Raw genomic sequence first — 24,034 nt, forward strand, 5'->3', positions numbered from 1 at the left:
ACGCGGTTGAGGTGTTACGCGGTTGCGGCAACCTCTTCGGCCGGGGCCTCGGTCTGCGCGGCGGTGTTCTCAACGATGTTGACCATGCGGCGATTGCGCTTGATGGTGAACTTCACTGCGCCTTCCTTGAGGGCGAACAGCGTGTCGTCCCCACCGCGGCCAACGTTCTCACCGGGGTGGAACTTGGTGCCACGCTGCCGGACCAGAATCTCGCCGGCGTTGACCTGCTGGCCACCGAAACGCTTGACGCCCAGGCGCTTCGCGTTGGAATCACGACCGTTGCTGGAGCTAGATGCACCCTTCTTGTGTGCCATTGGTATTTCCCTCCTTCGTGGAAAATTCTCTCAGAGCCTGTAAGCGGCCGTTACTTGATGCCGTTGATCTTCAGAACGGTCAGCTTCTGGCGGTGGCCCTGGCGGGTCTTGTAACCGGTCTTGTTCTTGTACTTCAGGATCTTGATCTTCGGGCCCTTGGTCTGCTCGACGATCTCGGCCTGAACCTTGATCTCCGCAAGGTCAGAGGCCTTGGACTTAACATCTGCGCCATCGACGAGCAGAACCGGGGTGAGAGCAACGGCCGATCCCGGCTCTCCCTCGATCTTCTCGACCTTGACGAGGTCACCTTCGGCAACCTTGTACTGCTTGCCGCCGGTCTTGACGATCGCGTACATAGGAGGGCTACCCCTTATCTGGATTCTCGACTCAGGCCACACAAACGGCCCGATTGGACTGGTACTGAAACTTTGGGAGCGTTCCGGGGCGCGCGCATGCTTGTACACGCATGCCTCAAACAGCCCCAAAACAGCGACTGTCAAAGACTACCGTGCACCCCCGGGCGAACACAAACCACCGCCGCCGCACCGCGCGCCGCGCCCCCTCGTTTCGGGGGCGGACGCCCGAGCGAGCGCGGCTAGGATCGGGTGGCCCGGCGGCGGCCACGCCGGCGCGGTGCGGCAGCCTCCTGCTGCGCGCCGGCGCTCTTCTTTTCCGGCTGCGCCTCCTGCTTCGGGGGGTCTTGGCGCCGCTGCTGCTGCGCCTCCTGCGGCCGCACTCCGCGCACGGCCCGCCTCCGCGGCCGCCGGTGCGCGGCGCGCTCCCGGTCGGCAGAGGCGATGGCTACGCGGCGTGCCGGCTGCTCCTCGGGGACCTCTGCCCGCTCCGAGCGGTCGGCGTACTGGTCATAGCCGCCGGCTGCCTTCGACCGCCTGCCGGTGCTCCGAGACGCGGTGCTGTCCTGGGCGCTGCGACGTCGCCGCGAGCGCGCGGGGCGCTCGGAGGGGGCGTCGTCACGCGAACTGTGCTCCTGCTCGCTTGCGGGCTGCGCGAAGTCGGAGCGGCGCGGGCGATGATCGGAGGTGGAGTTGCCGCGGGTGCGGCGCTTGCGGCGCGGGGAGGCCTCGAAACGTGCCAGTGCTTCCTCATAGGTATCCGCACCGGCGGCGGGCACATAGTCTGCGCCCGAGGGCTCGTCCGGGTCCTGGATGCTGGCAGAATCCACCGCTTCCGCGGCGATGCGCTCGACCTCGCTGAGCTGCTCGGTCTTCTCGGTCGCGTGCCGACGCCGCGCGCCCGCGCTATCCCCGCGGGTGGCACGCCGCCTGCGGCCACGCCCGGTGGTGGCGGGCTCGTGAGCCTGGTCCCGCTCCTCCCCCGCGGCCGAGTCCTGCGCGTGCTGGTCCTGCTCGGTGTCGTGCTGTCCGGCCTGCTCCCGCGCGGCGGCGGTTTGCACGCGGCGGCGGCGCCGGCGGCGCGCACTCGCGGACTCTTGTTCCTCCGCAACATGCTGCTGCGGGTGGGCATCCTCGCCGGACGTCGGGTCCTCAATGACCACCGCTGCGGCGAGCTTTTCTAGCTCCTCGTCGCTGCTGGGGGCCGTCCCGGCGCGGCGGCTGTGCTTCGGCGCGGGGTGGGAGTCCTTGGCTTCCCGCTTGGTGGAGGAGGCGCCGCCACGGCCGCGGCGCGGCTCGGCCTCCACCGGCTCTTCCACCGGGTCGGTGTGGATGATAATGCCGCGGCCGCCGCACGCCTCGCAGGGCGTGGAGAACGTCTCCAGCAGCCCGGTGCCCAGCCGCTTGCGCGTCAGCTGCACCAGGCCCAGGGAGGTGACCTCAGAGACCTGGTGGCGGGTGCGATCCCGGCTCAGCGCCTCGGTCAGGCGGCGCAGCACCAGGTCCTGGTTTTCCGGCAGCACCATGTCGATGAAGTCGATGACAATCATCCCGCCGATGTCGCGCAGGCGCAGCTGGCGGACGATCTCCTCGGCGGCCTCAAGGTTGTTGCGGGTGACGGTTTCTTCCAGGTTGCCGCCGGAGCCGGTGAACTTGCCGGTGTTGACGTCGATGACGGTCATCGCCTCGGTGCGATCAATAACCAGCGAGCCGCCCGACGGCAGCCAGACCATCCGCGACAGGGCCTTATCCAGCTGCTCATCCACCCGGTAGCGCGCGAAGGCGTCCTGGCCATCATGGGCGTCGCGGTCGAAGTGCACCAGGCGATCGGCCAGGTCTGGGGCGACGGAGCGCACGTAGGCGTCCACGGTGTTCCAGGCGCGCCGCCCGTCCACGATGAGGTTGGTGAAGTCCTCGTTGAACAGGTCACGCACGACCTTGACCAGCACTTCCGGCTCTTCGTACAGGGTCCGAGGCTTGGCGCCCTTGGACTTCTTTTCCTTGTCGGCGCGCTCCTGGATGTCTTCCCACAGGTCGTGGAGCCGGTGGACGTCGGTAGCAATGGCTTCCTCGGAGGCGCCCTCGGCGGCGGTGCGGATGATCGCCCCGCTCTTGTTCGGCACCACCTTCTTCAGGATGTCCTTGAGCCGCTTGCGCTCCGGGACCGGCAGCTTGCGCGAAATGCCCGCGCTGCGTCCCCCCGGCACGTACACCAGGTAGCGTCCGGCGAGCGAAATCTGGGTGGTCAGGCGGGCACCCTTGTGCCCGATGGGATCCTTGGTCACCTGCACCAACACCTGGTCGCCCGAGTGCAGGGCGCGTTCGATCTTGCGCTCGCGCCCGGCGGCACCGGCGGCCTTCCAATCGACTTCGCCGGCGTAGAGCACACCGTTGCGCCCCTTGCCGATGTCAATGAACGCCGCCTCCATGCTCGGCAGCACGTTTTGCACGCGCCCAAGATAAATGTTGCCAATCAGCGAGGTCTGGGCATCCGAGGTGACAAAGTGCTCCACCAGCAGGTCATCTTCCAGCACGGCCACCTGGGTGACCATCCCGGGATGATCCGTGCGCTCGCGCTCGCGCACCACCATGGTGCGGGTCACGGATTCCCGGCGCGCCAGGAACTCGGCCTGACTGATCAGGTGCCGATTCTTCCGGTCCTCCTCACGCCGCTCCGTGCGCCGGCGCCGCTGCGCCTCCAGCCGAGTCGAGCCGCGCAGCGCGGTGGGCTCCTGCGGCAGGTCCTGCGCCGGGGTGTCCTGCTCTTCCTCGGCGGGCTCGTCGGCGTCGGGTTGGGCGTCCTGAGTGCTTATCGACGCCTCCGCGCCACCGCGTCCGCGGCCCGCTCCCCGCCGACCACGGCGCCGGGCACGCCGACCGCCCGCGGACTCCGCGTCCTCAGCATCATCCGTCGCCGCTGCGGCGTCATCAGACGGCGCGGCCTGAGCGGACCGTTGTGCCTTCTTCGTCTTCGCCGGGCGAGCGGAGTCTTGTTCTTCCTGCTCGTGGGGAGGCAGGAAGAGCGGGGCGGGCGCGCTCGTCGAGGCGCCGGCCTGCTCGGACGGCTCAGTCTCCTGCGCCTCGGGGGCGTCAGTGTCCTGGTTGTCCTGGTTGTCCTGGTTGTCGTGGTTGTCCTGCTGGGCAAGGTCCTGCGCGAGCTGCGCGTCGACCTTCTGCTCGATCTGGGCGATCTCATTATCCACGTTGGCGCGCACGCGACGGCGCACCGATTCGGTGGCCTGATCCGAGGCCGTCTCCGCGGCGTCATCCGCCGGCTTCTCGGCGGCCGCATCCTCCTTCGGGGAGGCAGGCGAGGCCTGTTCCTGGCCCGACTTCTCGGGCCCGGACTTCCGGGTGGCCCGGCGCCGCTTGGTGCGTCGCTGCGGGGTGGCATCGGCGGTGGCAGAATCGCTCTGCGCCGCGGCCGGGGTTTCCGGGGCAGCCTGCGGTTCCTCAGGCTCGGAGGTTGTCTTCGCGGGCGCCTTCTTAGCGGCGGTCTTCTTCGCAGTAGCCTTCTTGGCCGTAGCCTTCTTTGCCGAGGTCTTCTTGGCGGTGGTCTTCTTCGCGGCCGCCTGCTCGGCTGCCGGGGCCTGCTCGTTCGCCTGGTCCGTAGCCGGCGTGGTGTCCTGCGGGCTCTGCTCAGCGTTATCCGGGGTGTGCTCCACCGGCTTCTTGGCGGCGGTCTTCTTTGCCGGCGCCTTCTTTGCCGTCGCCTTCTTGGCCGTTGCCTTTTTCGCAGTGGCCTTCTTTGCTGCGGTTTTCTTTGCAGTGGTCTTCTTCTTGGCCGGGGTCTGCTGCGGTGCTTCCTCCGACGCCGCCTCCTTGGCTGCGTCGGGCTGTGCCTGCTGCGTTTCCTGTGCCCCCTGTCCATCCGCGGCGCTGAGGAAATCCAGAAGCTGCTGGGATTCTGCGATGCTGAGCGTGGACTGCGCCACCTTCTTCCACCCCAACTCCGCGGCCGCTCCAATGAGCTCCTTGGAGGTCACCCCCATCCCCTTGGCCAGCAGGTGCAGTCTCATCTTTGGCACGAGCTGGTCCCGATCAAACGAGTCCGCGGCCTCCTTCAAGGCCGTTGATGCAGTTGTTTTGGCTGGTGTAGCCACGTATTTGGCTCCTTACAAGGTCTTTGTCCTGCGGACGTGCTGGTCCTCCGGGCGCCGATGCCAGTAATCCCCCACACTCATCTGCTGGTGAGGGTGCTCGTCGCCGCGCAGAGGAACCCCCGCCGCCCGTGCGGCGGTGCGCGCAGTCAATTCAATTGTGTTTCCTGCCATTGTGGCACACAAAAGGCGCCGCGCTGGTATCTGCGCGGCGCCGTCATCCACAAAAGTGGTGTGCGCGTGGGCTAGAGGTTGGGGAACCAGATGGCAATCTCGCGATCGGCGGACTCGACGGAGTCCGAACCGTGCACCACGTTCTCCGACACGGACAGCCCGAAGTCGCCCCGGATGGTGCCCGGGGTGGCCTTGGACACCGGATCGGTGCCGCCGGCGAGCTGACGCCACGCCTCCACGGCGCGCTCGCCTTCCACCACGCCGGCGATCAGCGGGGCGGAGGTGATGAAGTCCACCAGCTCACCAAAGAAGGGCTTGTCGGTGTGCTCGGCGTAGTGCTTTTCCGCGGTGGCGCGGTCGGCCACCCGCAGGTCCAGAGCGACCAGGCGCAGGCCCTTGGCCTCAATACGGGAGATGACTTCCCCGACGAGTCCGCGTGAGACTCCGTCCGGCTTGATCAAAATGAGAGTGCGTTCAGTCATGGGCGACACTTTAACTCACAGCATCCGGCAGCGCTGAGTTGTGCTGCCGGGCCAGCAGCTAGCACTGGTGAAGCTGATCGCGTGCGGCCGTGACCATCGCGCCGGTCTGGGGCCCGAAGGCCAGGGCGTCCGTATCCGGCAGGGTGAGCACCCTGCGGTGCTTGCCGGCCTCGGTCAGGCTGACCCCGGGTTTGGCCAGCAGGCCATCAACACCGCCGATGGACTCCAGGCCCTTGGTCATCATGATGATGACGTCCGGGTTGAGCTGGGTAAACGCCTCCGCGGTGGCAGGCACCCGGTCATGGATGCCGGCGTCGCGGGCGACGTCGACGCCACCGAGGGCGTCGATAAGCCCGCCGGTGGAATCGCCGAGGATGAAGAAGACCGGCCCGCGGGCCAGGACAAAGACCATGCGCGGTGCCGGGTCCCCGCTGGGGCCGGAGGGCACCTCCGGCATCGCTGCGGCTAGCTTCTCACCCTGGGAGTCCAGGCCAACGGCGTGGGCAACCGCCCGGACGTCTTGGCCCATCGTGGCAACTGTGCGGCTCAGCGGCACCTCCACCACGCGCACCCCAGCGGCGGCGATCGTGTCTAGTGAACCCATGGTGCCGTCGTGGATGACAATGTCCGGGCGCAGGGCCAGCAGCGCCTCAGTGTTGACCTCGTGGCCGTGCTGGGTGACCAGCGGCCGGTCCGCTAGCTGCGGCTCGCCGGAGGACACCGTCCGGCCGACCACGTTATCGGCGGCACCTAAGCCGATGAGGATCTTGGTGAGCGTCGCCGTGTGGTCGAGCGCAACGATGCGCTGGTGGTAGTCCGGGCCCACCTCCGCTGCTGGGGTGACGGGCGGGACGTCGGTGACGGCGGCGGGGGCGTCGATAAGCGGGCACGACTGCGTGGTCGCTTCGGTCGATTCTTGCGGCGCTTGGGTGCAGCCGCTGAGGGCAAGGAGTGCGCACGCGGACAGTGCCGCGGCGCGTCGCATTACTGACATCATTTTTCAACAATAACAGTAGTGCACCCTCATCTACAGATGCTGCGTGGTCAACAGGCCCCGCTTCATCCGCGCAATCAGCGAGGAACGCAGGTGCAACACGTACCACCACACCACCGCAAACACCAGGGCCACCACCCCCATGGAGTAGTGAATAAAGAACCCACCCAGCGCCGCGACCTGCAAAATCATGGTAAGCGGCAGGGCCCACGGGCGCGACTGAAGGAAAGACAACACCAGCATGCACGTGGCCAGCACGGTGACATAGACCCAGTTGAAGGTGGTCCAATGGGCGCCATCGTCAATGCGCGCCAGCACCGTGAGCACCAGGTAGAAGGTGATCGCCTCCATCGACAGCGTGGCAGCCATCACCCCCACGAGCCCCCGCATGGGGTCCTTGACGGGCTTGTGGCCCGCCCCCAGCGGGCCCATCTCCGGGGTATCGCCAACGGGCGCGGACTGATCGGTCATTGCGGTTCCTTTCCCAGCACGGTACGGGCATCACCTGCGGTGACCACCGATCCGGTAATCACCACGCCAGCCCCGGATTGCACATCAGCTTCCTCCGCCAACTCCACCGCCAGCTCAATCGCGCCGGGCAGGTCGGCGGCGACGTGGACGCGCTCATCGCCGAAGATGTCCTGGGCGCGGCGCTCCAAGTCCTCCACCGCGAGCGCGCGCGGCGAGGAATTGCGGGTGCACACCACCTCGTGCACGCACGGCTCCAGGGCGCGCAGGATGCCGTCGGTATCCTTATCCCCCAGCGTGGCCACCACGGCGATGAGACGCTGGAAGTTGAAGTCATGGTCCAAGGCCTGCGCCAGCGCGCGTGCCCCGTGCGGGTTGTGCGCGGCATCCAGGAAAATCGCCGGGGCCGAGCGCACCCGCTCCAGCCTGCCCGGCGAGGTCACGGCAGCAAACCCGGCGCGCACCGTGTCCTGGTCCAGCTGGCGCGACGCCCCTGCGCCAAAGAACGCCTCCACCGCGGCCAGCGCCACCGCCGCGTTGGCCGCCTGGTGGGGCCCGGACAGCGGCAGGAAGATGTCCTCATACACCCCGCCGAGGCCCTGGATGGTCAGCTGTTGGCCACCGACGGCGACCTGCGAGGTGACACTGAACTCCGCGCCCGCGCGGGCCACCGCGGTATCCGCAGCAACCGCCGCGCGCAGCAGCACCTCCATGGCTTCCGGCTCCTGCTGGCCGATGATCGCCACCGCACCCGGCTTGATCACGCCGGCCTTTTCGCCGGCGATCTCTGTCAGCGTCTCCCCGAGCATGCCGGTGTGATCCAACCCAATGGGGGTGACCACGCTGACCTGCGGGTCAATGACATTGGTGGCATCCCACGTCCCGCCCATGCCGACTTCAATGACCGCCACCTCGACGGGGGCGTCCGCGAAGGCGGCGTAGGCCATGGCGGTGATGACCTCAAAGGTCGACATGGGGCCGAAGCGCTCATCCACCATCGCTATGTAGGGGGCGATGTCCGCATACACGTCCGCAAAGTCTTCCGGATGGATGGGCGCGCCGTCGATGGCGATGCGCTCCGTGATCGTTTGCAGGTGCGGGCTGGTGGTGCGCCCGGTGCGCCGATGAAACGCCCGCAGCAACGACTCGATCATTCGCACCGTGGAGGTCTTGCCGTTGGTGCCGGCCACGTGGATCGTGGGGTAGGCGCGCTGCGGCTGGCCGAGCAGGTCCATGAGCGCCTCGATGCGCTCGCGCGACGGGTCGATCGTGGTCTCCGGCCAGCGCGCCTCCAGCTCGGCTTGGACCTGCGCCAACCGGGTGAGGTCCCGCGCGGTGACCGGGCGGGCGATGCCCTGCGCGTCATCGTCTTCCTGCTTATCGACGTCCCTGTGCTCACCGAAGTCAGCACCAATCGGCAGCACCAACCCGGCGTCATCCAGGTGCACGTGCGGGCCGGGAGTAGGGCCCTCGGGGCTGTCCTGCGTCACTGTCCCAGCGCCTCCAACCGGGCGTTGAGCCGCTGGGCTTCCTCCCGGGCGACCTGCTGGCGGGTGCGGATCTTGTCCACCACCGCCTGCGGGGCCTTTTCCACGAACGCCGGGTTGTCCAGCTTCTTGGCGGTGGTCTCCAGCTCCTTGTTCGCGGCGGCAAGGTCCTTTTCCAGGCGCTTGCGCTCGGCGGCCTTGTCCACCGTCCCGGAGGTATCCAGCGCCACCTCCACGGTGGCCTGGGACAGGCGCACCTCAATGCTCGCCGACGGGGTAAACCCATCCTCCGGCGCCGTGGCCCGGGCCATCGCGCGGACCATCTGCTCCTGGCCCGCCAGGTCCGCTGCGGCGAAGTCAATGCGCGCCGGCACCTTCTGGGAAGGCTTGACCCCCTGGTCGGAGCGGAAGCGACGCAGCTCGGTGATCAGCTTTTCCGCGTCGGCGATGCGCCGGGCGGCAACCTCATCGGCGGCCACGCCGCCGGTGGTGTCCTCCGCGGTGGGCCACGGCGCCACCACCACGGACTCCTGCTCCGTCAGCGCGGTCCACAGCACCTCGGTGACAAAGGGCATGGCCGGGTGCAGCATCCGCAGCACCACATCGAGGACCCGGCCGAGCACCAGCGGGGTGGCCGGGCCGGTCTGGGTCTTGGCAATCTCCAGGTACCAGTCGCAGAACTCGCCCCAGGTGAACTGGTAGAGCTCCTCATTGGCCTTGGCAAACTGGTAGTCCTCAAAGTAGGCGTCCACGCTGGTGCGCACCTGCTCCAGGCGGTCCAGGATCCACCGATCCGCGTCGGTGAGCTCCGCACGGTCGGGCAGCTCGCCCACGCGCGCACCCTTCATCAGAGCAAAGCGCGCCGCGTTGAACAGCTTGGTGGCAAAGTTGCGGGAGCTGTGTGCGTGATCCTCGCCCACCGGCAGGTCCACGCCGGGGTTGGCACCGCGGGCGAGGGTAAAGCGCAGGGCGTCCGCACCGAAGCGCTCCACCCAGTCCATGGGGTCAATGCCGTTGCCCAGGGACTTAGACATCTTGCGGCCCCGCTCGTCGCGCACCAGGCCGTGCAGGAACAGGTCGTGGAAGGGCACGGTGCCTTCCAGCTCCGGGGTGATCCGGGCGGCGAAGGTGCCAAACATCATCATTCGCGCCACCCAGAAGAACAAGATGTCATAGGCGGTGACCAGCACCGAGGTGGGATAAAAGCGCTCCAGCTCCGGGGTCTTGTCCGGCCAGCCCATCGTGGAAAACGGCCACAGGGCGGAGCTAAACCAGGTGTCCAGGACGTCCGGATCCTGGGTGTAGCCGGCCGGGGGCTGCTCATCCGGGCCCACGCACACGACCTCATCATTCGGGCCGTACCACACGGGGATGCGGTGACCCCACCACAGCTGCCGGGAGATGCACCAGTCATGCATGTCATCCACCCAGTCGAAGTAGCGCGGCTCAAGGGACCGCGGGTGGACCTTGGTGCGGCCCTCGCGGATGGCGTCGCCGGCGTCCTTGGCCAGCTGGTCCACCTTGACCCACCACTGCAACGACAGGCGCGGCTCGATGGGCTCCCCGGAGCGCTCCGAGTGGCCCACCGAGTGCACGTAGGGGCGCACCTCCTTGACAATGCGCCCCTGCTGCGCCAGCGCATCCCGGATCGCGCCCCGGGCTTCCTCGCGGGTCAGCCCGTCGAATTGGGTCCCCGTCCCGGCGATGTGGCCGGTCTCATCGATGACGGTGGGCATGTCCAAGTTGTGGCGCAGGCCCATCGCGTAGTCGTTGGGGTCATGCGCCGGGGTGATCTTGACCGCGCCGGTGCCAAACTCCGGGTCAACATAGTCATCCGCGATGACGGTGAGCGTGAGATCGTCGCGGAAGGGGTGCGCCAGCGTGGTGCCCACCATGTCCGCATAGCGCTCGTCGTCGGGGTGGACGGCGATGGCGACGTCGCCAAGCATCGTCTCAATACGAGTGGTAGCCACAACCATGTGCGGCTCATCATCGTTGAGGGAGCCGTAGCGGAAGCTGACCAGCTCGCCCTCCACGTCCTTGTACACGACCTCAATGTCAGAGACCGCGGTACGCAGCACCGGGGACCAATTGACCAGGCGGTTGGCGCGGTAGATCATCCCGCGATCAAACAGCTCTTTAAAGATCGTCTGCACCGCGCGCGACAGGCCCGCATCCAGCGTAAAACGCTCGCGGGACCAATCCACCGAATCACCGATGGCCCGCATCTGGCTCAAGATGCGGCCCCCGTACTTTTCCTTCCACTCCCAGACCCGCTGGGTAAACTCCTCGCGCCCATAGGAGTAGCGGTCGCGCCCCTCGGTCTCCTGGAGCATGGCCTCCACCTTGGACTGCGTGGCAATGCCCGCGTGGTCCATGCCGGGTAGCCACAGCACCTCATAGCCCTGCATCCGCTTGCGCCGCGCCAGACCGTCCATGAGGGTGTGGTCCAAGGCGTGACCCATGTGCAGCTGCCCCGTCACATTCGGCGGGGGCAGCACGATGGAAAACGGCGGCTTGCTGCTTGCGGGGTCCGCGGTGAAGTAGCCGCGGTCCACCCACCGCTGGTAGATGTCCGCCTCCATGGCGTGGGGATCCCAGGAGGCTGGCAGCTTATCGGCGCGATTTGAGTCAGTCACGCCGACCATCTTAGCGGCCGCTTAAAACAGCAGATGCGCCACCGCCTCCCGTTCCGCGCGCAGCTCCTCAACGTTCTCGCGCAGGCGCTTGCGCTGGAATTCGTTGAGCTCAAGGCCCTGGACAACCTGCCACTCGCCATCCTTGGCGATGGCTGGCATGCCCACCACCAGGCCCGGCTCCACACCGTAGGATCCATCCGAGAACACCGCGGTGGTCACCCACGATTGCCCCGAGGTCTCTGTGCCGCGCACCCAGTCACGCATGTGATCCACCGCGGCCGAGGCTGCCGACGCCGCCGAGGACTGCCCGCGCACATCAATAATCTCGGCGCCGCGCTGCGCCACCCGGGGGATGAACTCCTTGACGTACCAGTCATGCTCCACGTCCACGGGAGCACCATTGACGGTGACATAGCTCAAGTCCGGGAACTGGGTGGCGGAGTGGTTGCCCCACACCACCATCTTGTCCAGGTCAGTCGACTGGCATTCCAGGTGGGTGGCCAGCTGGCTCAAGGCCCGGTTGTGGTCCAGGCGCATCATGGCGGTAAAGCGCTCGTTGGGGATGTCCAACGCGGACTGCGCCGCGATGAGCGCGTTGGTGTTGGCCGGGTTGCCCACCACCAGCACCTTGACGTCCTGGGCGGCGTGATCGTTGATGGCCCGGCCCTGCGGGCCGAAAATGCCGCCGTTGGCCTCCAGCAGGTCCGCACGCTCCATGCCCTTGGACCGCGGGCGCGCGCCCACCAGGAACGCCGCGGAGACGCCCTCGAAGGCCTCCGTGGGGTCATCGGTCACGGTGACGCTGCGCAGCAGGCCGAAGGCGGAATCGCTCAGCTCCATGGCCACGCCTTCTGCGGCGCGGACGGCCTGGGGCAATTCCAGCAGCTGCAATTCGACGGGCTGGTCCGGGCCGTAGACCTCGCCCGCGGCGATGCGCCACAGCAGGGAGTAGGAGATCGATCCGGCGGCTCCGGTGACGGCAACTTTCTTTGGCACGGCCATCAGTGGTCAGTCCTTTCTTGGGCTCCCCAGGCAGGGAGGACGTGGGTTATCCCGTCAACGCTACCCGTCATAGCCGCCCGAGCTAAACCGGCGCTCATTACCCCCGAATGTCGCATATCCTGGGCCTTCACCTTCCGTTTTTACCCCCGTGGGGAGGCCGAAACCACAGTTGCAAGCGCGGGGCCGTACTCTAGTCACAGATAACCACGGTATGAAAGGACAAGGTTTTCCGGCATGGCTAAGGATGGCCCCGTGCCCGAGGAATTTGACCGCTCGGAACAGGCTCAGGTGAAGAAACAAGTCATCACCGTTGCGCTGAAGCGTTTCTCACGAAAGCCGTACAGCGACGCCAAACTCGAATCCATAGCGCGCAACAGTGGTGTACCCAAGTCCGCCATACTCAAGCACTTCGGCGATAAAAAGAACCTCTACCACTCCACCTTGGCCGAGGCCGTGCGCAGGTTACAGCCCCCCGCAGAGGCCCTGACCATTGACTCTGCCATTCCCGTCGATGGCGTGCGGCAGGTTGTAGAGGCGATTTTCCAGCGCTTCGTTGATGAGCCTGACTGCCTGCGCATGGTGCAAATGGAAAACCTCCAACGCGTACTCAAACTGCCGGAACTCGCACCCCTCATCAATCAGTCTGAAGTTATACTTCAGTTAGATAAACTATTGATGGTCGGTCAGGATGCGGGCGCATTCCGCCCGGGAATCTCCGCCTATGACGTCTACTTCCTCATCACGTCCATCGCGTCATTCCGCGTAACCGGGCGGGAGATGACCATCAACCTGTTTGATATTGACCTGACCGACCGCTCAAATACCCCCGGCATGCGCCGGATGGTGGTGGACACGGTGCTGGCATTCCTTACTTCCAACATCCCGGACAGCTCCCACCAGAGCTATCTCACGGGGTTCAAGGAAGACGCAGACCCCATCTACCAGGCTTAGGGGAAGCCAAACACCGCGCCACCCCTCCCCTCCCCCGCCCCGGTCTCCTCGGCCTCGGGGCGGGGCGCCATCCTGCTAGGCGGACTTCTCCGCGCTGTGGTCCGCGGTGATGACGTCCACGTCTGCTTCCCCGCGCGCGGCTGCGGCGGTGACCACCACGCGCGCGGCATCCTCCCGATCCGGAATATCGAACATCACGGGCACGAGCAGCTCTTCCATGATGGCGCGCAATCCGCGCGCACCGGTTCCCCGCTCGCTGGCTTTATCCGCAATGGCGTCAAGCGCACCGGCGGTAAATTCCAGCTCCACGTCATCCATTTCAAAGAGCCGCTGATACTGCTTGACCAGTGAATTCTTGGGCTCGGTGAGAACCTTGACCAAGGAGGCGCGGTCAAGATTATCCACGGTGGCCACAACGGGAAGACGCCCAATGAACTCCGGGATCAGGCCAAACTTGACCAGGTCCTCCGGCTGCACCTGGGTGAGCAGATCCGTGGAATCGCGCTGCGCCACGGATTCAATTTCCGCGCCGAAGCCCAGGCCCTTTTTGCCCACGCGGTCGCTGATGACCTTCTCCAGGCCGTCGAAAGCGCCGGCCACGATGAACAGCACGTTCGAGGTATCTAACTGGATGAATTCCTGGTTGGGGTGCTTGCGCCCGCCCTGCGGCGGAATGGACGCGGTGGTTCCCTCCAGGATTTTCAGCAGCGCCTGCTGCACCCCTTCCCCGGAGACGTCGCGCGTAATCGAGGGGTTGTCCGACTTCCGGGAGATCTTGTCTACCTCGTCGACGTAGATGATGCCGCGCTGGGCGCGCTGGACGTCAAAGTCCGCCGCCTGGAGGAGCTTGAGCAGGATGTTCTCCACGTCCTCGCCCACGTAGCCAGCTTCGGTCAGGGAGGTGGCGTCGGCGATGGCGAAGGGGACGTCGAGAAGCCGGGCGAGGGTTTGCGCCAGGTAGGTTTTCCCGGATCCGGTGGGCCCCAAGATCAGGATGTTGGATTTGGCAATCTCCACCGCGTCATCTTTTTTGAGCAGCGGCGACTGCTCGGCCTCCCGGATGCGCTTGTAGTGGTTGTACACCGCGACGGCGAGCACCCGTTTGGCCTTGTCCTGGCCGATGACGTAGCCGTCTAAGAATGCTGCGATCTCGGAGGGCTTGGGCAGCGAGGACTTCTCCTCCTCGCGCTGGGCCTCGGCGGCCCCGATCTCCTCTTCGATGATCTCGTTGCATAGCTCAATGCACTCGTCACAGATGTAGACCCCACCCCCGGCGATCAGCTTCTTCACTTGCTTTTGACTCTTACCGCAAAAGGAACACTTCAGCAGATCGGCGCTTTCGTGCATGTGTGCCATGGCCTGGTTGATCGCTCACTTCCGGTCGACTTGTCAAGGAACGCTTCCCCACAGCATAGCCGTTTGCGCACGCCACCCCGATACTGCTGGTCAGCGCGTCACATTGTGGGGACAAAGAGGAGACGAAAGGACCGTTTGCCCCACCAAAATGGTCACCTTTGGAGCCTGCTGGGAGCTACCTTCGCACCAACTTTGGGGGTAGTCACAGTTTTTTTGCCACCCCCAGCGCACTACAGGGGCTATGCTGATCGAAGTCGGGCCGCCCGTCGGCCCTCGTTGTTTGTTTCACCCTATTCTTCCGCCACCGCGTGTGACGGGAAAGGAACTTGCACCATTATGCTCAACACCGTGCTTGCCAGCCTGCTTGCCGCCGCGAGCCTGCTGCTTCCCGGCGATCACATTCCGGACATCGCCGCTGGTGGGTCTTCTACCCTGGCCACCGAGGCCGCCCCCGCCGCGCAGGAACCCAGCTCCAACGCAGACGCAGCCGCTGAGGCCGAGCGCCCTGATTTCATCCCCGGCGGGCAATCCGCCGTGCGCAGAGAGATTTTCCTGCAAAACCAGAAGGTGGGCCACGAACTGGTCACCGTCGAGTTTGTCAATGATCACCGCGCGATTGTCACCCAGACCGCAGAGTTTGATGGCTCCCGCGCCGATCTTGACGGCCAGCGCGCCATCCTGGATGCCCTGAAGCTCAACGGTTTCGATGAGGTCATCCTCCTCGATCACCCCACCACCCACCCGTCGCAGGAAAAGTAGCGCCCCGCTCATAGCGCACACTACCTGCCTCCCGGCGCGACAACGCTGGGAGTTTTTACCCCCGCACCACCCGGCATTGTCCGCGGCGGCCGCGGGGGTAATCTATACCGCAGCATGGCAACTCTCCCTGACGTTTCCCTCCCGGATTGCAGTGTCTATGACCTGCTCTTTTCCCAACTGCGCGACCGACATGCCCTGGCGTTGACGGACCCTTCCGGCAGCGTGACCTATGGCGAACTGCGCGCCCGGATTAACGCCTACGCGGCGCTGATTTCCCCCCGCCCTGGGGAGGTTATTGGCCTGCAGATGGCCAATTCCATCGACTTTGCGGTGGCCTTCCACGCCATTGTGCGCGGCGGTGGCACCGTGGCGGCACTCAACCCGCTGCTCACGGACGCGGAGACCGCGCAGCTGGAGGCACTGGCCGGGGTGCGCCGCACCATCACCGCGCTGCCGCCGCTGGCCAGCCCTCCTGATGCGCGTATCGACGCCCCGCCCGCCGACATCGCCGTCATCGCCTTCTCCTCCGGGACTACTGGACTGCCCAAGGCGGTGGCGCTGTCGCGGGAGAACATCGTGGCCAACATTGTGCAGACCACCACGGGCCTGCGGGCCAATCGGATGGATCCGACGTGGACGGCGCTGGCCCCGCTGCCGTTTTCCCACATTTATGGCATGAACGTCCTGCTCAATAGCTCGCTGTATAACGGCAATCACGTGGTGACCATGCCGCGCTTTGAGCTGGGCGAATTCCTGCGCCTCCACGAGGTCCATCAGGTGGCCTGGACCTACATCGCCCCGCCGATCGCCACCGCGTTGGCTTCCAGCCCGCTGGTGGAGGACTATGATCTGTCGAGCTTGCAGGTGGTGCTCTCGGGGGCTGCCAGCCTGGATGCGGAGCTGGCCCGGGCGGTCGAGCGCCGCCTGGGGGTGGACGTCATCCAGGGCTATGGCATGACGGAGACCTCGCCGGTGACCCACATGATGGTGCGCGGGGATGCTATGTCCTTAGGAAGGGCGATGCCGCACACGCAGATCAAGATTGTGGACGCCCAGGGGCGCACGGTCACCGAGCCGGGCCGGGCCGGGCAGATGTGGGTCAAGGGCCCGCAGGTGATGCGCGGCTACCTCGGCCACCCGGATCCCACCGATGGTGAGGGCTGGCTGGCCACCGGCGACCTGGTGGAGCTGGGCGAGGACGGTGCTCCCCGACTGGTGGATCGCATCAAGGAGATCATCAATTACAAGGGCTACCAGGTCGCCCCCGCCGAGCTGGAGGCCGTGCTGCTGGCGCACCCGGACATTATCGACGCCGCCGTCACCGCCGTCAGCAGCGCCCCGTACGGCTTTGTGGTGCCCCGCCCCGGCGCGCACCTGGATCCGGCCGCGGTGATCGGCTGGGTGGCCCAGCGGGTTGCCCCTTATAAGAAGCTGCGCGGCCTGGAGATGGTGGGCCGGATTCCGCGTTCGGCGGCCGGCAAGATCCTGCGCCGGGAGCTAGCGCCCTCCCGTTAGGTCGGGGGCGCCCGTGCCCGTCGGCGCCGCGGCTACCACGATGTGCGCCAAGGTGCGCAGGCTGCGGGCCAGGGCGTCTTCGCTGCGGGCAGCACCGATGCCCACCACCACCCCGGCCTCGGTGCGGGCGCGCTGCGCGGCGGCGGTGTACCAGTAGTCTTCCAGTGCGGCCACGCCCAGGCCGGCCCGGCGCGCGGCGGCGGCAACCCGCTGCTCTGCGGCAGCATCTGGCAGCGCCACCACGGCGTTGAGCCCACCATCCATGGGGAGCACCCGCACGCCGGGGGCTGGCGCGCAGGCGGGGGTGAGGATGCTGTGGAGGAGGTGGCGGCGGCGTCGATAAGCGCGCCGCATCCGGGCGATGTGGGTGCGCAGCCCGCCGTCTTCGAGGAAGGTGGCCACGGCGTCTTGGACGATCCCGGAGACCGGGGTGCCGCTCGCCGCGGCCGCCAGCACGTCGGCGCGCAGGGGATGGGGGACGATGACAAACCCCAGGCCCAGCCCCGGGGTGAGGCTCTTGGCAAAAGAGCCCACGGTCACCACCACCCCGGCGCTATCCATGCTGGCCAGGGCGGGCACCGGGTCGCCGACGTAGCGCAGCTCAGAGTCGAAGTCATCCTCGATGACCCACACCCCGGCACGCGCCGCCCACTGCAACAGCGCCACCCGCCGGGCCGCGGTCATCGCCCCGCCCATGGGGTACTGGTGGCAGGGCGTGACCAGCACGGCATCGAGGTTGCCGCCCTCTGCTTCGCGGGCGGCCAGGGCGGCAAGGCTCATGCCGTCGGCGTCCACCGGCACCGGCACCGCCGTGTGGCCCGCGCGCTGCGGGACCTGGCGCAGCGAGGGGTAGCCGGGATCTTCTACCGCCACGCGCAGCGGCCGGCCCGCCCGCGCGGCCAAGGCCTGGAGGACCAGCGCCAGCCCGCTGCGCGCCCCGCCCGTGATCACCGCCGCGCGATCAGCATCGGGGACGGATCGACTCCAGCGCACATGCTCGGTGACCTGCGCGATCAACCGCGGGTCGCCCGCTGGCGGCGCGCCCAGGGACGGCTGGGCTGCCGCCTGCCGCCAGGCCCGCCGCCACGCGGTAGAGGCCAGCGGACCGGTGTCGGGAATCCCGGGGCGCAGCGCACCGCCAGCCGTGCCGCGCGGTCGCGGGGCCACGGTGGCGGCGGGGGGTGGGCAAGGGGCGTCGAGAAGCAGCGTGGTGCGCACCTGGGGGTTGACGCGGGTGCCGGCGGGGGTGGCCACCAGCCAACCTTCGCCCACGAGTTGCTCGTAGGCGGCGACCACGCTGCCGCGCGAGACACCGCTGTGCGCGGCCAGCTGCCGGGTGGATGGTACGCGCTCGCCGGGGCGCAGCGTGCCGGCGATGATGCGTCCGCGCAGGTCGCGCACGATGGCACCCGGCTTGCCCGGTGGTACAAAATTTTGGTCCATAACTGGCCTTCATAATAAACCACCCCCGCGCGCACACTGGTGGCCATGACTGAATCGATCGACTCGACTGAACCCACAGCGGCAACCGGAGCCACAGGCTCACCGCTGGTCAAACGAGGCCTGGCAGACATGCTCAAAGGCGGCGTCATCATGGACGTGGTCACCGCGGACCAAGCCCGCATCGCCCAGGACGCCGGGGCGGTGGCCGTCATGGCACTTGAGCGCGTCCCCGCGGACATCCGCGCCCAGGGCGGGGTGGCGCGCATGTCCGACCCGGATCTCATCGAGGAGATCATTGACGCCGTGTCCATCCCCGTGATGGCCAAGGCGCGCATCGGGCACTTCGTGGAGGCCCAGATCCTCCAGGAGCTCAAAGTGGACTACATCGACGAATCCGAGGTCCTCTCCCCCGCCGACTACACCCACCACATCAACAAGCAACCCTTCACCGTGCCGTTTGTCTGCGGGGCAACCAACCTCGGCGAGGCCCTGCGCCGCATCGCCGAGGGCGCCGCCATGATCCGCTCCAAGGGCGAGGCCGGCACCGGCGACGTCTCCGAGGCCACCCGGCACATCCGCACCATCACCGACGAGATCGCTGAACTGCGCGCCCTGGCCGACCGTCCCGAGGAGCTCTACGTCCGCGCCAAGGAGCTGGCCGCGCCCTATGACCTGGTGGCCGAGGTCGCCCGCACCGGGCACCTGCCCGTGGTGCTGTTTACCGCCGGGGGCATTGCCACCCCCGCCGACGCCGCGATGATGATGCAGCTTGGCGCCGACGGCGTCTTCGTGGGCTCCGGCATCTTCACATCCGGCGACCCCGTCGCCCGCGCCGCGGCGATAGTCAAGGCCACCGCCGCCTACGATGACCCGGCGGCCATCGCCGCCGCATCCCGCGGGTTGGGCGAGGCCATGGTGGGCATCAACGTCGCCGACCTGCCCGCCCCGCATCGGCTCGCGGAGCGCGGATGGTAGGCGCCGCCCCGCTCGTCGGCGTGCTCGCGCTGCAAGGCGCGGTCCCCGAACACGCCCGCCTGTTGCGCGCCGTCGGCGCCGACGTTCGCCTGGTGCGCCGCCCGGACGACCTGCACGGACTGGCGGGACTGGTGCTGCCTGGGGGAGAATCCACCACCATCTCCCGGCTGCTGGACATCTTCGCGCTGCGCGAAGCGCTTATCGACGCCCTGCGCGCCGGCCTACCCACCCTGGGGACGTGCGCGGGGCTCATCCTCCTGTCCGCCGCCGTGGAAGGAGCGAAAGTCCCGGGATTGCGGCCCCTAGGGGTCCTCGACGTGGACGTGCGCCGCAACGCCTTTGGGCCCCAGGTGGACTCCGCCGCCGTCACCCTGCCGTGGGGCAGCCCGGCCACCACGGTGACCGGCGCGCTGATCCGCGCCCCGGAGATCGTCCGGGTAGGCCCGGGCGTGGAGATCACCTCAGCCTGGCGCGACGCCACGGGGCGCAGCCACGTCGTCGGCGTGCGCAGCACGACCATCACGGGGGTGTCCTTCCACCCGGAGCTGACCGGGGAGACCTCCCTGCACGCCGAGCTTGTCGCCCGGGCGCGGGCCTAGGATTGGCAAATATGAACAGACACCGCCACACCAGGGCGGCCCGAATGGCCGCCGCTGCTGGATGCCTTGTCCTGCTCAGCGGGTGCGGGGTCCCCTCGCCACTCGAGGCCGTGGTCAAGGACGTCACGGCGCATTTCGACGGCGACGATGAGGCAGCCGGACAGGACGCGCCCGCCAGCGCGGAGCCCGACCACGGCGAGTCACTCCACGCCGAGGCACCCCACAGCGAGTCCTCCCGCAGCGAGTCACCCCGCAGCGAGTCACTGCACTCAAGCGCCAACCCACGGGATCCCCAGCCGAACCCAACCCTGGGGCCCCGGGTTTCCGGCCCCAAGCTCACAGATTTGCTCACGGACCAGGACCGTTGCGGATCCCTCGACGCACAGACAGCCATTCGTCGTGCGGTAGACACGCTGGGCGATCCGCTCCCCGACAGCCCTGGCAGAGGCGTGTGGGCACCTGAGCACGCCAGCGACAACTACGATCCCTGCGCCGAGCTTTCCTTCGTGGTCATCGGTATAGAACTGGCGACGGCGTCCTCGCCCTATCACATCTTGCTGTTCCACCACGGCGAATACCTGGGCACCGCCACCGCACAGGCCTACGCGTTCAGCCCACGTATCACCAACTACGATGGCTCCAGCATCGACGTGGAATACCGCTACCTGTTAGGCCGGGAGGCATCGGTAGCAGCCCAGGGCCGGGCGTACGCCACCTTCCGGTGGGACCCCGCCCAGAACAAGGTGATCATGAGCGGCGAGGTGCCCCCGCCTCCGGGAGGCTAGGGGCACGACCTCGGGGACGGGGGGCGTCGGCAAGCGAACTCCCCCTATGCCTGCCCGCGCAGCGCCGCAAAGAACGCGCCCAGGCCCGCGGTGTCCTCCAACGAGTAGATGCCGGCGACATATTGGTCGGGGCGCACCACCACCACGGCTCCGTCGCGAGAGATACCACGCAGGTCAAAGATGTCCTCGCCGGGCAGGGTGGCAAACACGTTTTCCATGTCGCGCAGGGCCCAGGTGCCCTTCTTGGGGAAGAACACCTCCGGAACCTTCTCAATGGCCACATCCGGGTGGTACTGCTGATAGATGATCTTGGCATCAAACCAGGCATCCTCCTCCTGCGTTGCCGGCGGAGTCGCCTGCCGCGGGGAGTCCGGGGAGGTCTCATACCACGTGGCCCACCGGGTTGCCGGGGAATCCTGCCCCGGCTCGGCGCCGTCAGCGAAGACGTAGATGCGCCACCGGCCGTCCGCCTTGTGCAGGTGGCCCAAGTGGTGGAAGGTGGCGTCACACACCCGGCGCACCCGCGCCGACTTAAACCGGCGCCCCACCGGGAATCCGTGGGCCAACTCCTGGTTGTGGGGCTGCGCCGTGGCCAAGGAGGGGGCGTATTCAGTGAGGAAGCCCGCGGCGAACTCCTCGCTTTTGACGTAAAAGCGCTCGATGTCTGCCGGGTCAGTGACCTCATCGACCGGCTGGGCCATCATGGTGGACCACTCGCGGTCAAAGTTGATCAGGTTCTCCGCGGTCACGCAGCGCTCATCATGGTAGGTGTAGAGCAGGTCCGGGGTGGCCCGCCCGTCGAGCACGTGGCCGAGCTTCCAGGCGATATTCCACCCGTCCTGGATGGACACGTTCATCCCCTGCCCCGCCTTTGCGGAGTGCGTGTGGCAGGCATCGCCGGTGATAAACACCCGCGGGCGCGGCCCCTTGTGCTCTCCGGTGCGCCGCCCGGCCACGGAGGAGTCGCAGAACCCATCGGACAGCCGGTGGCCGACCTCGTAGATGGAGCTCCAGGCCACGTGCTTGACGTCGAGCGTGTAGGGCGCCAGGATCTCATTGGCCTTGGCAATGACCTCCTCAATGGGGGTGGTGCGCACCTGGTGGTGGTCATCTTCCGGGACCACGCCCAGGTCCACGTAGATGCGCGCCAGGTACCCGCCCTCGCGGGGGATGTGCAGGATGGATCCGGCCTTGGAGTGGATGGCGCATTTGATGCGCCAGTCCGGGAAGTCCGTGTGGGCCAGCACGTCCATGACTCCCCAGGCGTGGTTGGCGGCCTTGCCTTCCAGCCTGCCGCCGATGGCCGCGCGCACCTTGGAGCGCGCGCCGTCGCAGCCGATGACGTACTTGGCTTTGACCTCGCGTTCGTGGCCGCACCAGGCGGAAGCCGTGTCCGTGCAGCGCAGCCGGACGGTGACGGGGTACTCGCAGGCCTCGCGGTCCTCGGCGATGGTCAGGTCCACAAACTCCCAGCCGTAGTCCGGGGTCAGTCGGGACGGCGACCAGCGGGCAAAGCGGGCGAAGTAGTCCAGCACGCGGGCCTGGTTGACAATGATGTGTGGGAACTCGGAGATGCCGTGTTCATCGTCGATGGGCCGCCCGCCGCGCACGATGTGGTTGGGGTTGTCCGGGTCGGGGTTCCAGAAGACCATCTCGGTGATGTGGTAGGCCTCCTCCATGATTTCATTGGCGAACTCGAAGGCTTGGAAGGTCTCCACGGAGCGCTTCTGAATGCCGTCTGCCTGCCCGGCGACCAGGCGGTGCGCCCGGCGCTCGATGATACGGGTGTGCACGTTGGGGAAGGAGGACAGTGCCGCGGCGGCGATCATGCCTGCGGGGCCGGTGCCGACGATGAGCACATCCATCTCGTCGGGAAGCTCGGTGGGGCGATGGGTGCCTATGCCCGCGGCGGGCTGCTGCTTGGGGTTCTGGGAGATGTAGCCGTACTGGTGGATTTGCATGGGTGTCTCCTTGTGGTGAATGTGGGGGTCGGCGGGTGGTGCTGGGCGACCCTAGGATTCGGGGGTGGCTGCGGGGGTACTTGACGGAGCAACCGTATACGATCCCGGCGAGGCGTCAGCGTCCTCCTGCGAGCGCCGCCCGCCGATCCGGAGGGGACTGCGACGCTGCTCGTGCTCATGATCAGGCCCCAGGGGGATGCGGGTGCGGTCGCGCAGCAAGAGCACACACAGCAGGCCAACCAGGGTCATCACCAGCAGATAGGTAGTAATCGACACGGTGGTTCCGGTGGTTTGGAACAGCCAATCCGCAATCATCGGAGCGAACGCGCCACCGAGGATCGACCCGATGGCATAGGTCACAGAAACTCCGGTTGCGCGTATCGACGCCGGAAACAGCTCCGTATACATCGCCGACTGCTGGCCGTAGGTGAACCCAAGGCCGATGGCCAGGCAGGCCAGCGCCAGGCCCAACATGTGCACGCTACCGGTGTTGACCAGCGGGAAGAGGGCAACAACGCCCAGCCCCTGGAGAAGGAAGCCCAAGATATACGTGGCGCGACGGCCCATCTTGTCCGACGCCCAGCCGGCAGCAGCGGTGGCCACCATCCACACCACGGCAGACACCGTCACCGCGCTTAAGACCTCCTGGCGGCTCAGGCCGATCGGCCCGTCCGGATCCGTAGCGTACTTCTGGATGTAGCCGCCGGTGGTCATGTACCCCACCGTTCCATTGCCCGCGAAGACCAAAGCCGCCACGACCACCGTGGGCAGGAAGAAGCGAAACAGCGTCACGATGGGAGACTTCTTCTCCTCCTGCTCGGCGCGCTGCTGGATTTCGGCGAACACCGGCGACTCATCCACCCCCACCCGAATGATGTAAGCCACCACAACAAGCAGGAAGGACGCCAAGAACGGCACGCGCCAGCCCCATTGCAAGAACGCATCACCCGGGGCGATCACGCTCATGATGGTCAGCGCCGCCGAGGACAGCAGCAGGCCCGCCGGCACCCCCATCTGCGGGCCAGCACCGAACAACCCGCGCTGGTGCGCCGGCGCGTGCTCCACCGCCATGAGCACCGCGCCACCCCACTCGCCACCAGCGGAAATGCCCTGGATGATGCGCAGGGCAAACAGCAAGATGGGCGACCACACGCCGATGGTCTGGTAGGTGGGCAACACGCCGATCAGCGTGGTAGCCGAGCCCATGCCAAAAAGGGTGATCAGCAGGACAAAGCGGCGCCCATACCGGTCGCCTAAGTGGCCGGCCAGGAATGCGCCCAAGGGGCGGAACAGGAAGGACAAGCCCACCGACAGGTAGGCCACCAACGACGAGGCATTCGGGCCCAAGCCCGCGAACATCATCTGGCGAAACACCAGGCCCGCGGTCGCCGCGTATAGGAAGTAGTCATACCACTCGATGGCGGTGCCGACGGTGGTGGCAACCACTACTCGACGCCGCTCGGACAGCGATGTTCCGGTCGCTGCGGGTGGCGCTATCGACGCTGCTGAAGTCATGATTTCTCCTCCTTCGGCCCATGCTCACAACCAGTTGAGCGCGAGCGATGGGAAGCTACGACCTCGGTCAGGCCACCAGGTGGCACGGGGTGCTACTGGGTACGACTAGGTGCCGCTAGGTGCGACTGGTGCCACCAGTGCCACTGGCTGGCGCCGCCTTCG

The 24,034-nt window shown here is 67.0% G+C and carries 19 protein-coding genes; 6 read left to right on the forward strand and 13 right to left on the reverse strand.

The window, feature by feature from the left end; genetic code table 11:
- Positions 1-14: 14 nt before the first annotated feature.
- The 9 genes from rpmA to LH390_RS08595 form a co-directional block, all read right to left on the reverse strand.
- Positions 15-314 carry a 50S ribosomal protein L27 gene (rpmA, locus tag LH390_RS08555; protein ID WP_227281710.1) on the reverse strand — a complete coding sequence of 100 codons (300 nt, stop codon included), beginning with the start codon at positions 312-314 and terminating at the stop codon, positions 15-17.
- 50 nt (positions 315-364) lie between these two features.
- Complete coding sequence (gene rplU / locus LH390_RS08560; protein WP_227281709.1) at positions 365-670, reverse strand: 50S ribosomal protein L21; 306 nt, start codon at positions 668-670, stop codon at positions 365-367.
- Positions 671-909: 239 nt separating this feature from the next.
- Positions 910-4,770: a translation initiation factor IF-2 N-terminal domain-containing protein gene (locus tag LH390_RS08565; RefSeq protein WP_227324262.1), complete on the reverse strand. Its 3,861-nt coding sequence runs from the start codon at positions 4,768-4,770 to the stop codon at positions 910-912.
- A 242-nt stretch (positions 4,771-5,012) separates the two neighbouring features.
- The gene (gene ndk, locus LH390_RS08570; RefSeq protein ID WP_227281708.1) at positions 5,013-5,423 is read right to left on the reverse strand and encodes a nucleoside-diphosphate kinase; all 411 of its coding nucleotides are present in this window, start codon (positions 5,421-5,423) and stop codon (positions 5,013-5,015) included.
- 58 nt (positions 5,424-5,481) lie between these two features.
- Entirely contained in the window at positions 5,482-6,408 is a 927-nt protein-coding gene (locus LH390_RS08575) for a heme/hemin ABC transporter substrate-binding protein (RefSeq protein ID WP_227281707.1), read from the reverse strand.
- A 42-nt stretch (positions 6,409-6,450) separates the two neighbouring features.
- Positions 6,451-6,888, reverse strand: a complete 438-nt coding sequence (locus LH390_RS08580; RefSeq protein WP_227281706.1) for a DUF4233 domain-containing protein — start codon at positions 6,886-6,888, stop codon at positions 6,451-6,453.
- On the reverse strand, positions 6,885-8,375 hold the full coding sequence (folC, locus tag LH390_RS08585) for a bifunctional tetrahydrofolate synthase/dihydrofolate synthase (protein ID WP_269961708.1): 1,491 nt from the start codon (positions 8,373-8,375) through the stop codon (positions 6,885-6,887). Before folC ends, LH390_RS08580 begins: the two co-directional genes overlap by 4 nt.
- Positions 8,372-11,020 (reverse strand): valine--tRNA ligase, encoded by a 2,649-nt coding sequence (locus LH390_RS08590; RefSeq protein ID WP_311516870.1) that lies wholly within the window; start codon positions 11,018-11,020, stop codon positions 8,372-8,374. The genes folC and LH390_RS08590 overlap by 4 nt, the downstream gene beginning before the upstream one ends.
- 12 nt (positions 11,021-11,032) lie before the next feature.
- Positions 11,033-12,013 (reverse strand): malate dehydrogenase, encoded by a 981-nt coding sequence (locus tag LH390_RS08595; protein WP_227281704.1) that lies wholly within the window; start codon positions 12,011-12,013, stop codon positions 11,033-11,035.
- 234 nt (positions 12,014-12,247) lie between these two features.
- Here LH390_RS08595 and LH390_RS08600 point away from each other — a divergent pair, with 234 nt between their 5' ends.
- Entirely contained in the window at positions 12,248-12,964 is a 717-nt protein-coding gene (locus LH390_RS08600; protein ID WP_227281703.1) for a TetR/AcrR family transcriptional regulator, read from the forward strand.
- A 75-nt stretch (positions 12,965-13,039) separates the two neighbouring features.
- Here the strand turns inward: LH390_RS08600 and clpX are convergent, their stop codons facing one another.
- Complete coding sequence (clpX, locus tag LH390_RS08605; protein ID WP_227281702.1) at positions 13,040-14,320, reverse strand: ATP-dependent Clp protease ATP-binding subunit ClpX; 1,281 nt, start codon at positions 14,318-14,320, stop codon at positions 13,040-13,042.
- Positions 14,321-14,656: 336 nt separating this feature from the next.
- Between clpX and LH390_RS08610 the strand changes: the two genes are divergently transcribed.
- Together LH390_RS08610 and LH390_RS08615 are read left to right on the forward strand one after the other, a co-directional pair.
- Entirely contained in the window at positions 14,657-15,079 is a 423-nt protein-coding gene (locus LH390_RS08610; protein ID WP_227281701.1) for a hypothetical protein, read from the forward strand.
- Between the two features lie 114 nt (positions 15,080-15,193).
- Entirely contained in the window at positions 15,194-16,594 is a 1,401-nt protein-coding gene (locus tag LH390_RS08615) for an AMP-binding protein (protein ID WP_227281700.1), read from the forward strand.
- Here LH390_RS08615 and pdxR read toward each other — a convergent pair.
- Positions 16,577-18,037 carry a MocR-like pyridoxine biosynthesis transcription factor PdxR gene (pdxR, locus tag LH390_RS08620; RefSeq protein ID WP_227281699.1) on the reverse strand — a complete coding sequence of 487 codons (1,461 nt, stop codon included), beginning with the start codon at positions 18,035-18,037 and terminating at the stop codon, positions 16,577-16,579. The genes LH390_RS08615 and pdxR overlap by 18 nt on opposite strands.
- A gap of 45 nt (positions 18,038-18,082) precedes the next feature.
- Between pdxR and pdxS the strand changes: the two genes are divergently transcribed.
- The 3 genes from pdxS to LH390_RS08635 are packed head-to-tail and all read left to right on the forward strand — an operon-like array spanning position 18,083 to position 20,396.
- Entirely contained in the window at positions 18,083-19,012 is a 930-nt protein-coding gene (pdxS, locus tag LH390_RS08625) for a pyridoxal 5'-phosphate synthase lyase subunit PdxS (RefSeq protein WP_227281698.1), read from the forward strand.
- Positions 19,006-19,611: a pyridoxal 5'-phosphate synthase glutaminase subunit PdxT gene (gene pdxT, locus LH390_RS08630; protein WP_227281697.1), complete on the forward strand. Its 606-nt coding sequence runs from the start codon at positions 19,006-19,008 to the stop codon at positions 19,609-19,611. The genes pdxS and pdxT overlap by 7 nt, the downstream gene beginning before the upstream one ends.
- Before the next feature lie 11 nt (positions 19,612-19,622).
- The gene (locus tag LH390_RS08635) at positions 19,623-20,396 is read left to right on the forward strand and encodes an LppP/LprE family lipoprotein (protein ID WP_227281696.1); all 774 of its coding nucleotides are present in this window, start codon (positions 19,623-19,625) and stop codon (positions 20,394-20,396) included.
- 44 nt (positions 20,397-20,440) lie between these two features.
- Here the strand turns inward: LH390_RS08635 and LH390_RS08640 are convergent, their stop codons facing one another.
- Positions 20,441-22,357, reverse strand: a complete 1,917-nt coding sequence (locus LH390_RS08640) for an FAD-dependent monooxygenase (RefSeq protein WP_227281695.1) — start codon at positions 22,355-22,357, stop codon at positions 20,441-20,443.
- 51 nt (positions 22,358-22,408) lie between these two features.
- Entirely contained in the window at positions 22,409-23,872 is a 1,464-nt protein-coding gene (locus tag LH390_RS08645; protein ID WP_227281694.1) for an MFS transporter, read from the reverse strand.
- Between the last annotated feature and the right edge of the window lie 162 nt (positions 23,873-24,034).

The organism is Corynebacterium uberis, from assembly GCF_020616335.1.
Lineage (GTDB): Bacteria > Actinomycetota > Actinomycetes > Mycobacteriales > Mycobacteriaceae > Corynebacterium > Corynebacterium uberis.

Coding starts and splice junctions, on each gene's coding strand:
- rpmA (WP_227281710.1), bottom strand. CDS start 314: ATGGCACACAAGAAGGGTGCATCTAGCTCCAGCAACGGTCGTGATTCC.
- rplU (WP_227281709.1), bottom strand. CDS start 670: ATGTACGCGATCGTCAAGACCGGCGGCAAGCAGTACAAGGTTGCCGAA.
- ndk (WP_227281708.1), bottom strand. CDS start 5,423: ATGACTGAACGCACTCTCATTTTGATCAAGCCGGACGGAGTCTCACGC.
- LH390_RS08575 (WP_227281707.1), bottom strand. CDS start 6,408: ATGCGACGCGCCGCGGCACTGTCCGCGTGCGCACTCCTTGCCCTCAGC.
- LH390_RS08580 (WP_227281706.1), bottom strand. CDS start 6,888: ATGACCGATCAGTCCGCGCCCGTTGGCGATACCCCGGAGATGGGCCCG.
- LH390_RS08590 (WP_311516870.1), bottom strand. CDS start 11,020: ATGGTCGGCGTGACTGACTCAAATCGCGCCGATAAGCTGCCAGCCTCC.
- LH390_RS08595 (WP_227281704.1), bottom strand. CDS start 12,013: ATGGCCGTGCCAAAGAAAGTTGCCGTCACCGGAGCCGCCGGATCGATC.
- LH390_RS08600 (WP_227281703.1), top strand. CDS start 12,248: ATGGCTAAGGATGGCCCCGTGCCCGAGGAATTTGACCGCTCGGAACAG.
- clpX (WP_227281702.1), bottom strand. CDS start 14,320: ATGGCACACATGCACGAAAGCGCCGATCTGCTGAAGTGTTCCTTTTGC.
- LH390_RS08610 (WP_227281701.1), top strand. CDS start 14,657: ATGCTCAACACCGTGCTTGCCAGCCTGCTTGCCGCCGCGAGCCTGCTG.
- LH390_RS08615 (WP_227281700.1), top strand. CDS start 15,194: ATGGCAACTCTCCCTGACGTTTCCCTCCCGGATTGCAGTGTCTATGAC.
- pdxR (WP_227281699.1), bottom strand. CDS start 18,037: ATGGACCAAAATTTTGTACCACCGGGCAAGCCGGGTGCCATCGTGCGC.
- pdxS (WP_227281698.1), top strand. CDS start 18,083: ATGACTGAATCGATCGACTCGACTGAACCCACAGCGGCAACCGGAGCC.
- pdxT (WP_227281697.1), top strand. CDS start 19,006: ATGGTAGGCGCCGCCCCGCTCGTCGGCGTGCTCGCGCTGCAAGGCGCG.
- LH390_RS08635 (WP_227281696.1), top strand. CDS start 19,623: ATGAACAGACACCGCCACACCAGGGCGGCCCGAATGGCCGCCGCTGCT.
- LH390_RS08640 (WP_227281695.1), bottom strand. CDS start 22,357: ATGCAAATCCACCAGTACGGCTACATCTCCCAGAACCCCAAGCAGCAG.
- LH390_RS08645 (WP_227281694.1), bottom strand. CDS start 23,872: ATGACTTCAGCAGCGTCGATAGCGCCACCCGCAGCGACCGGAACATCG.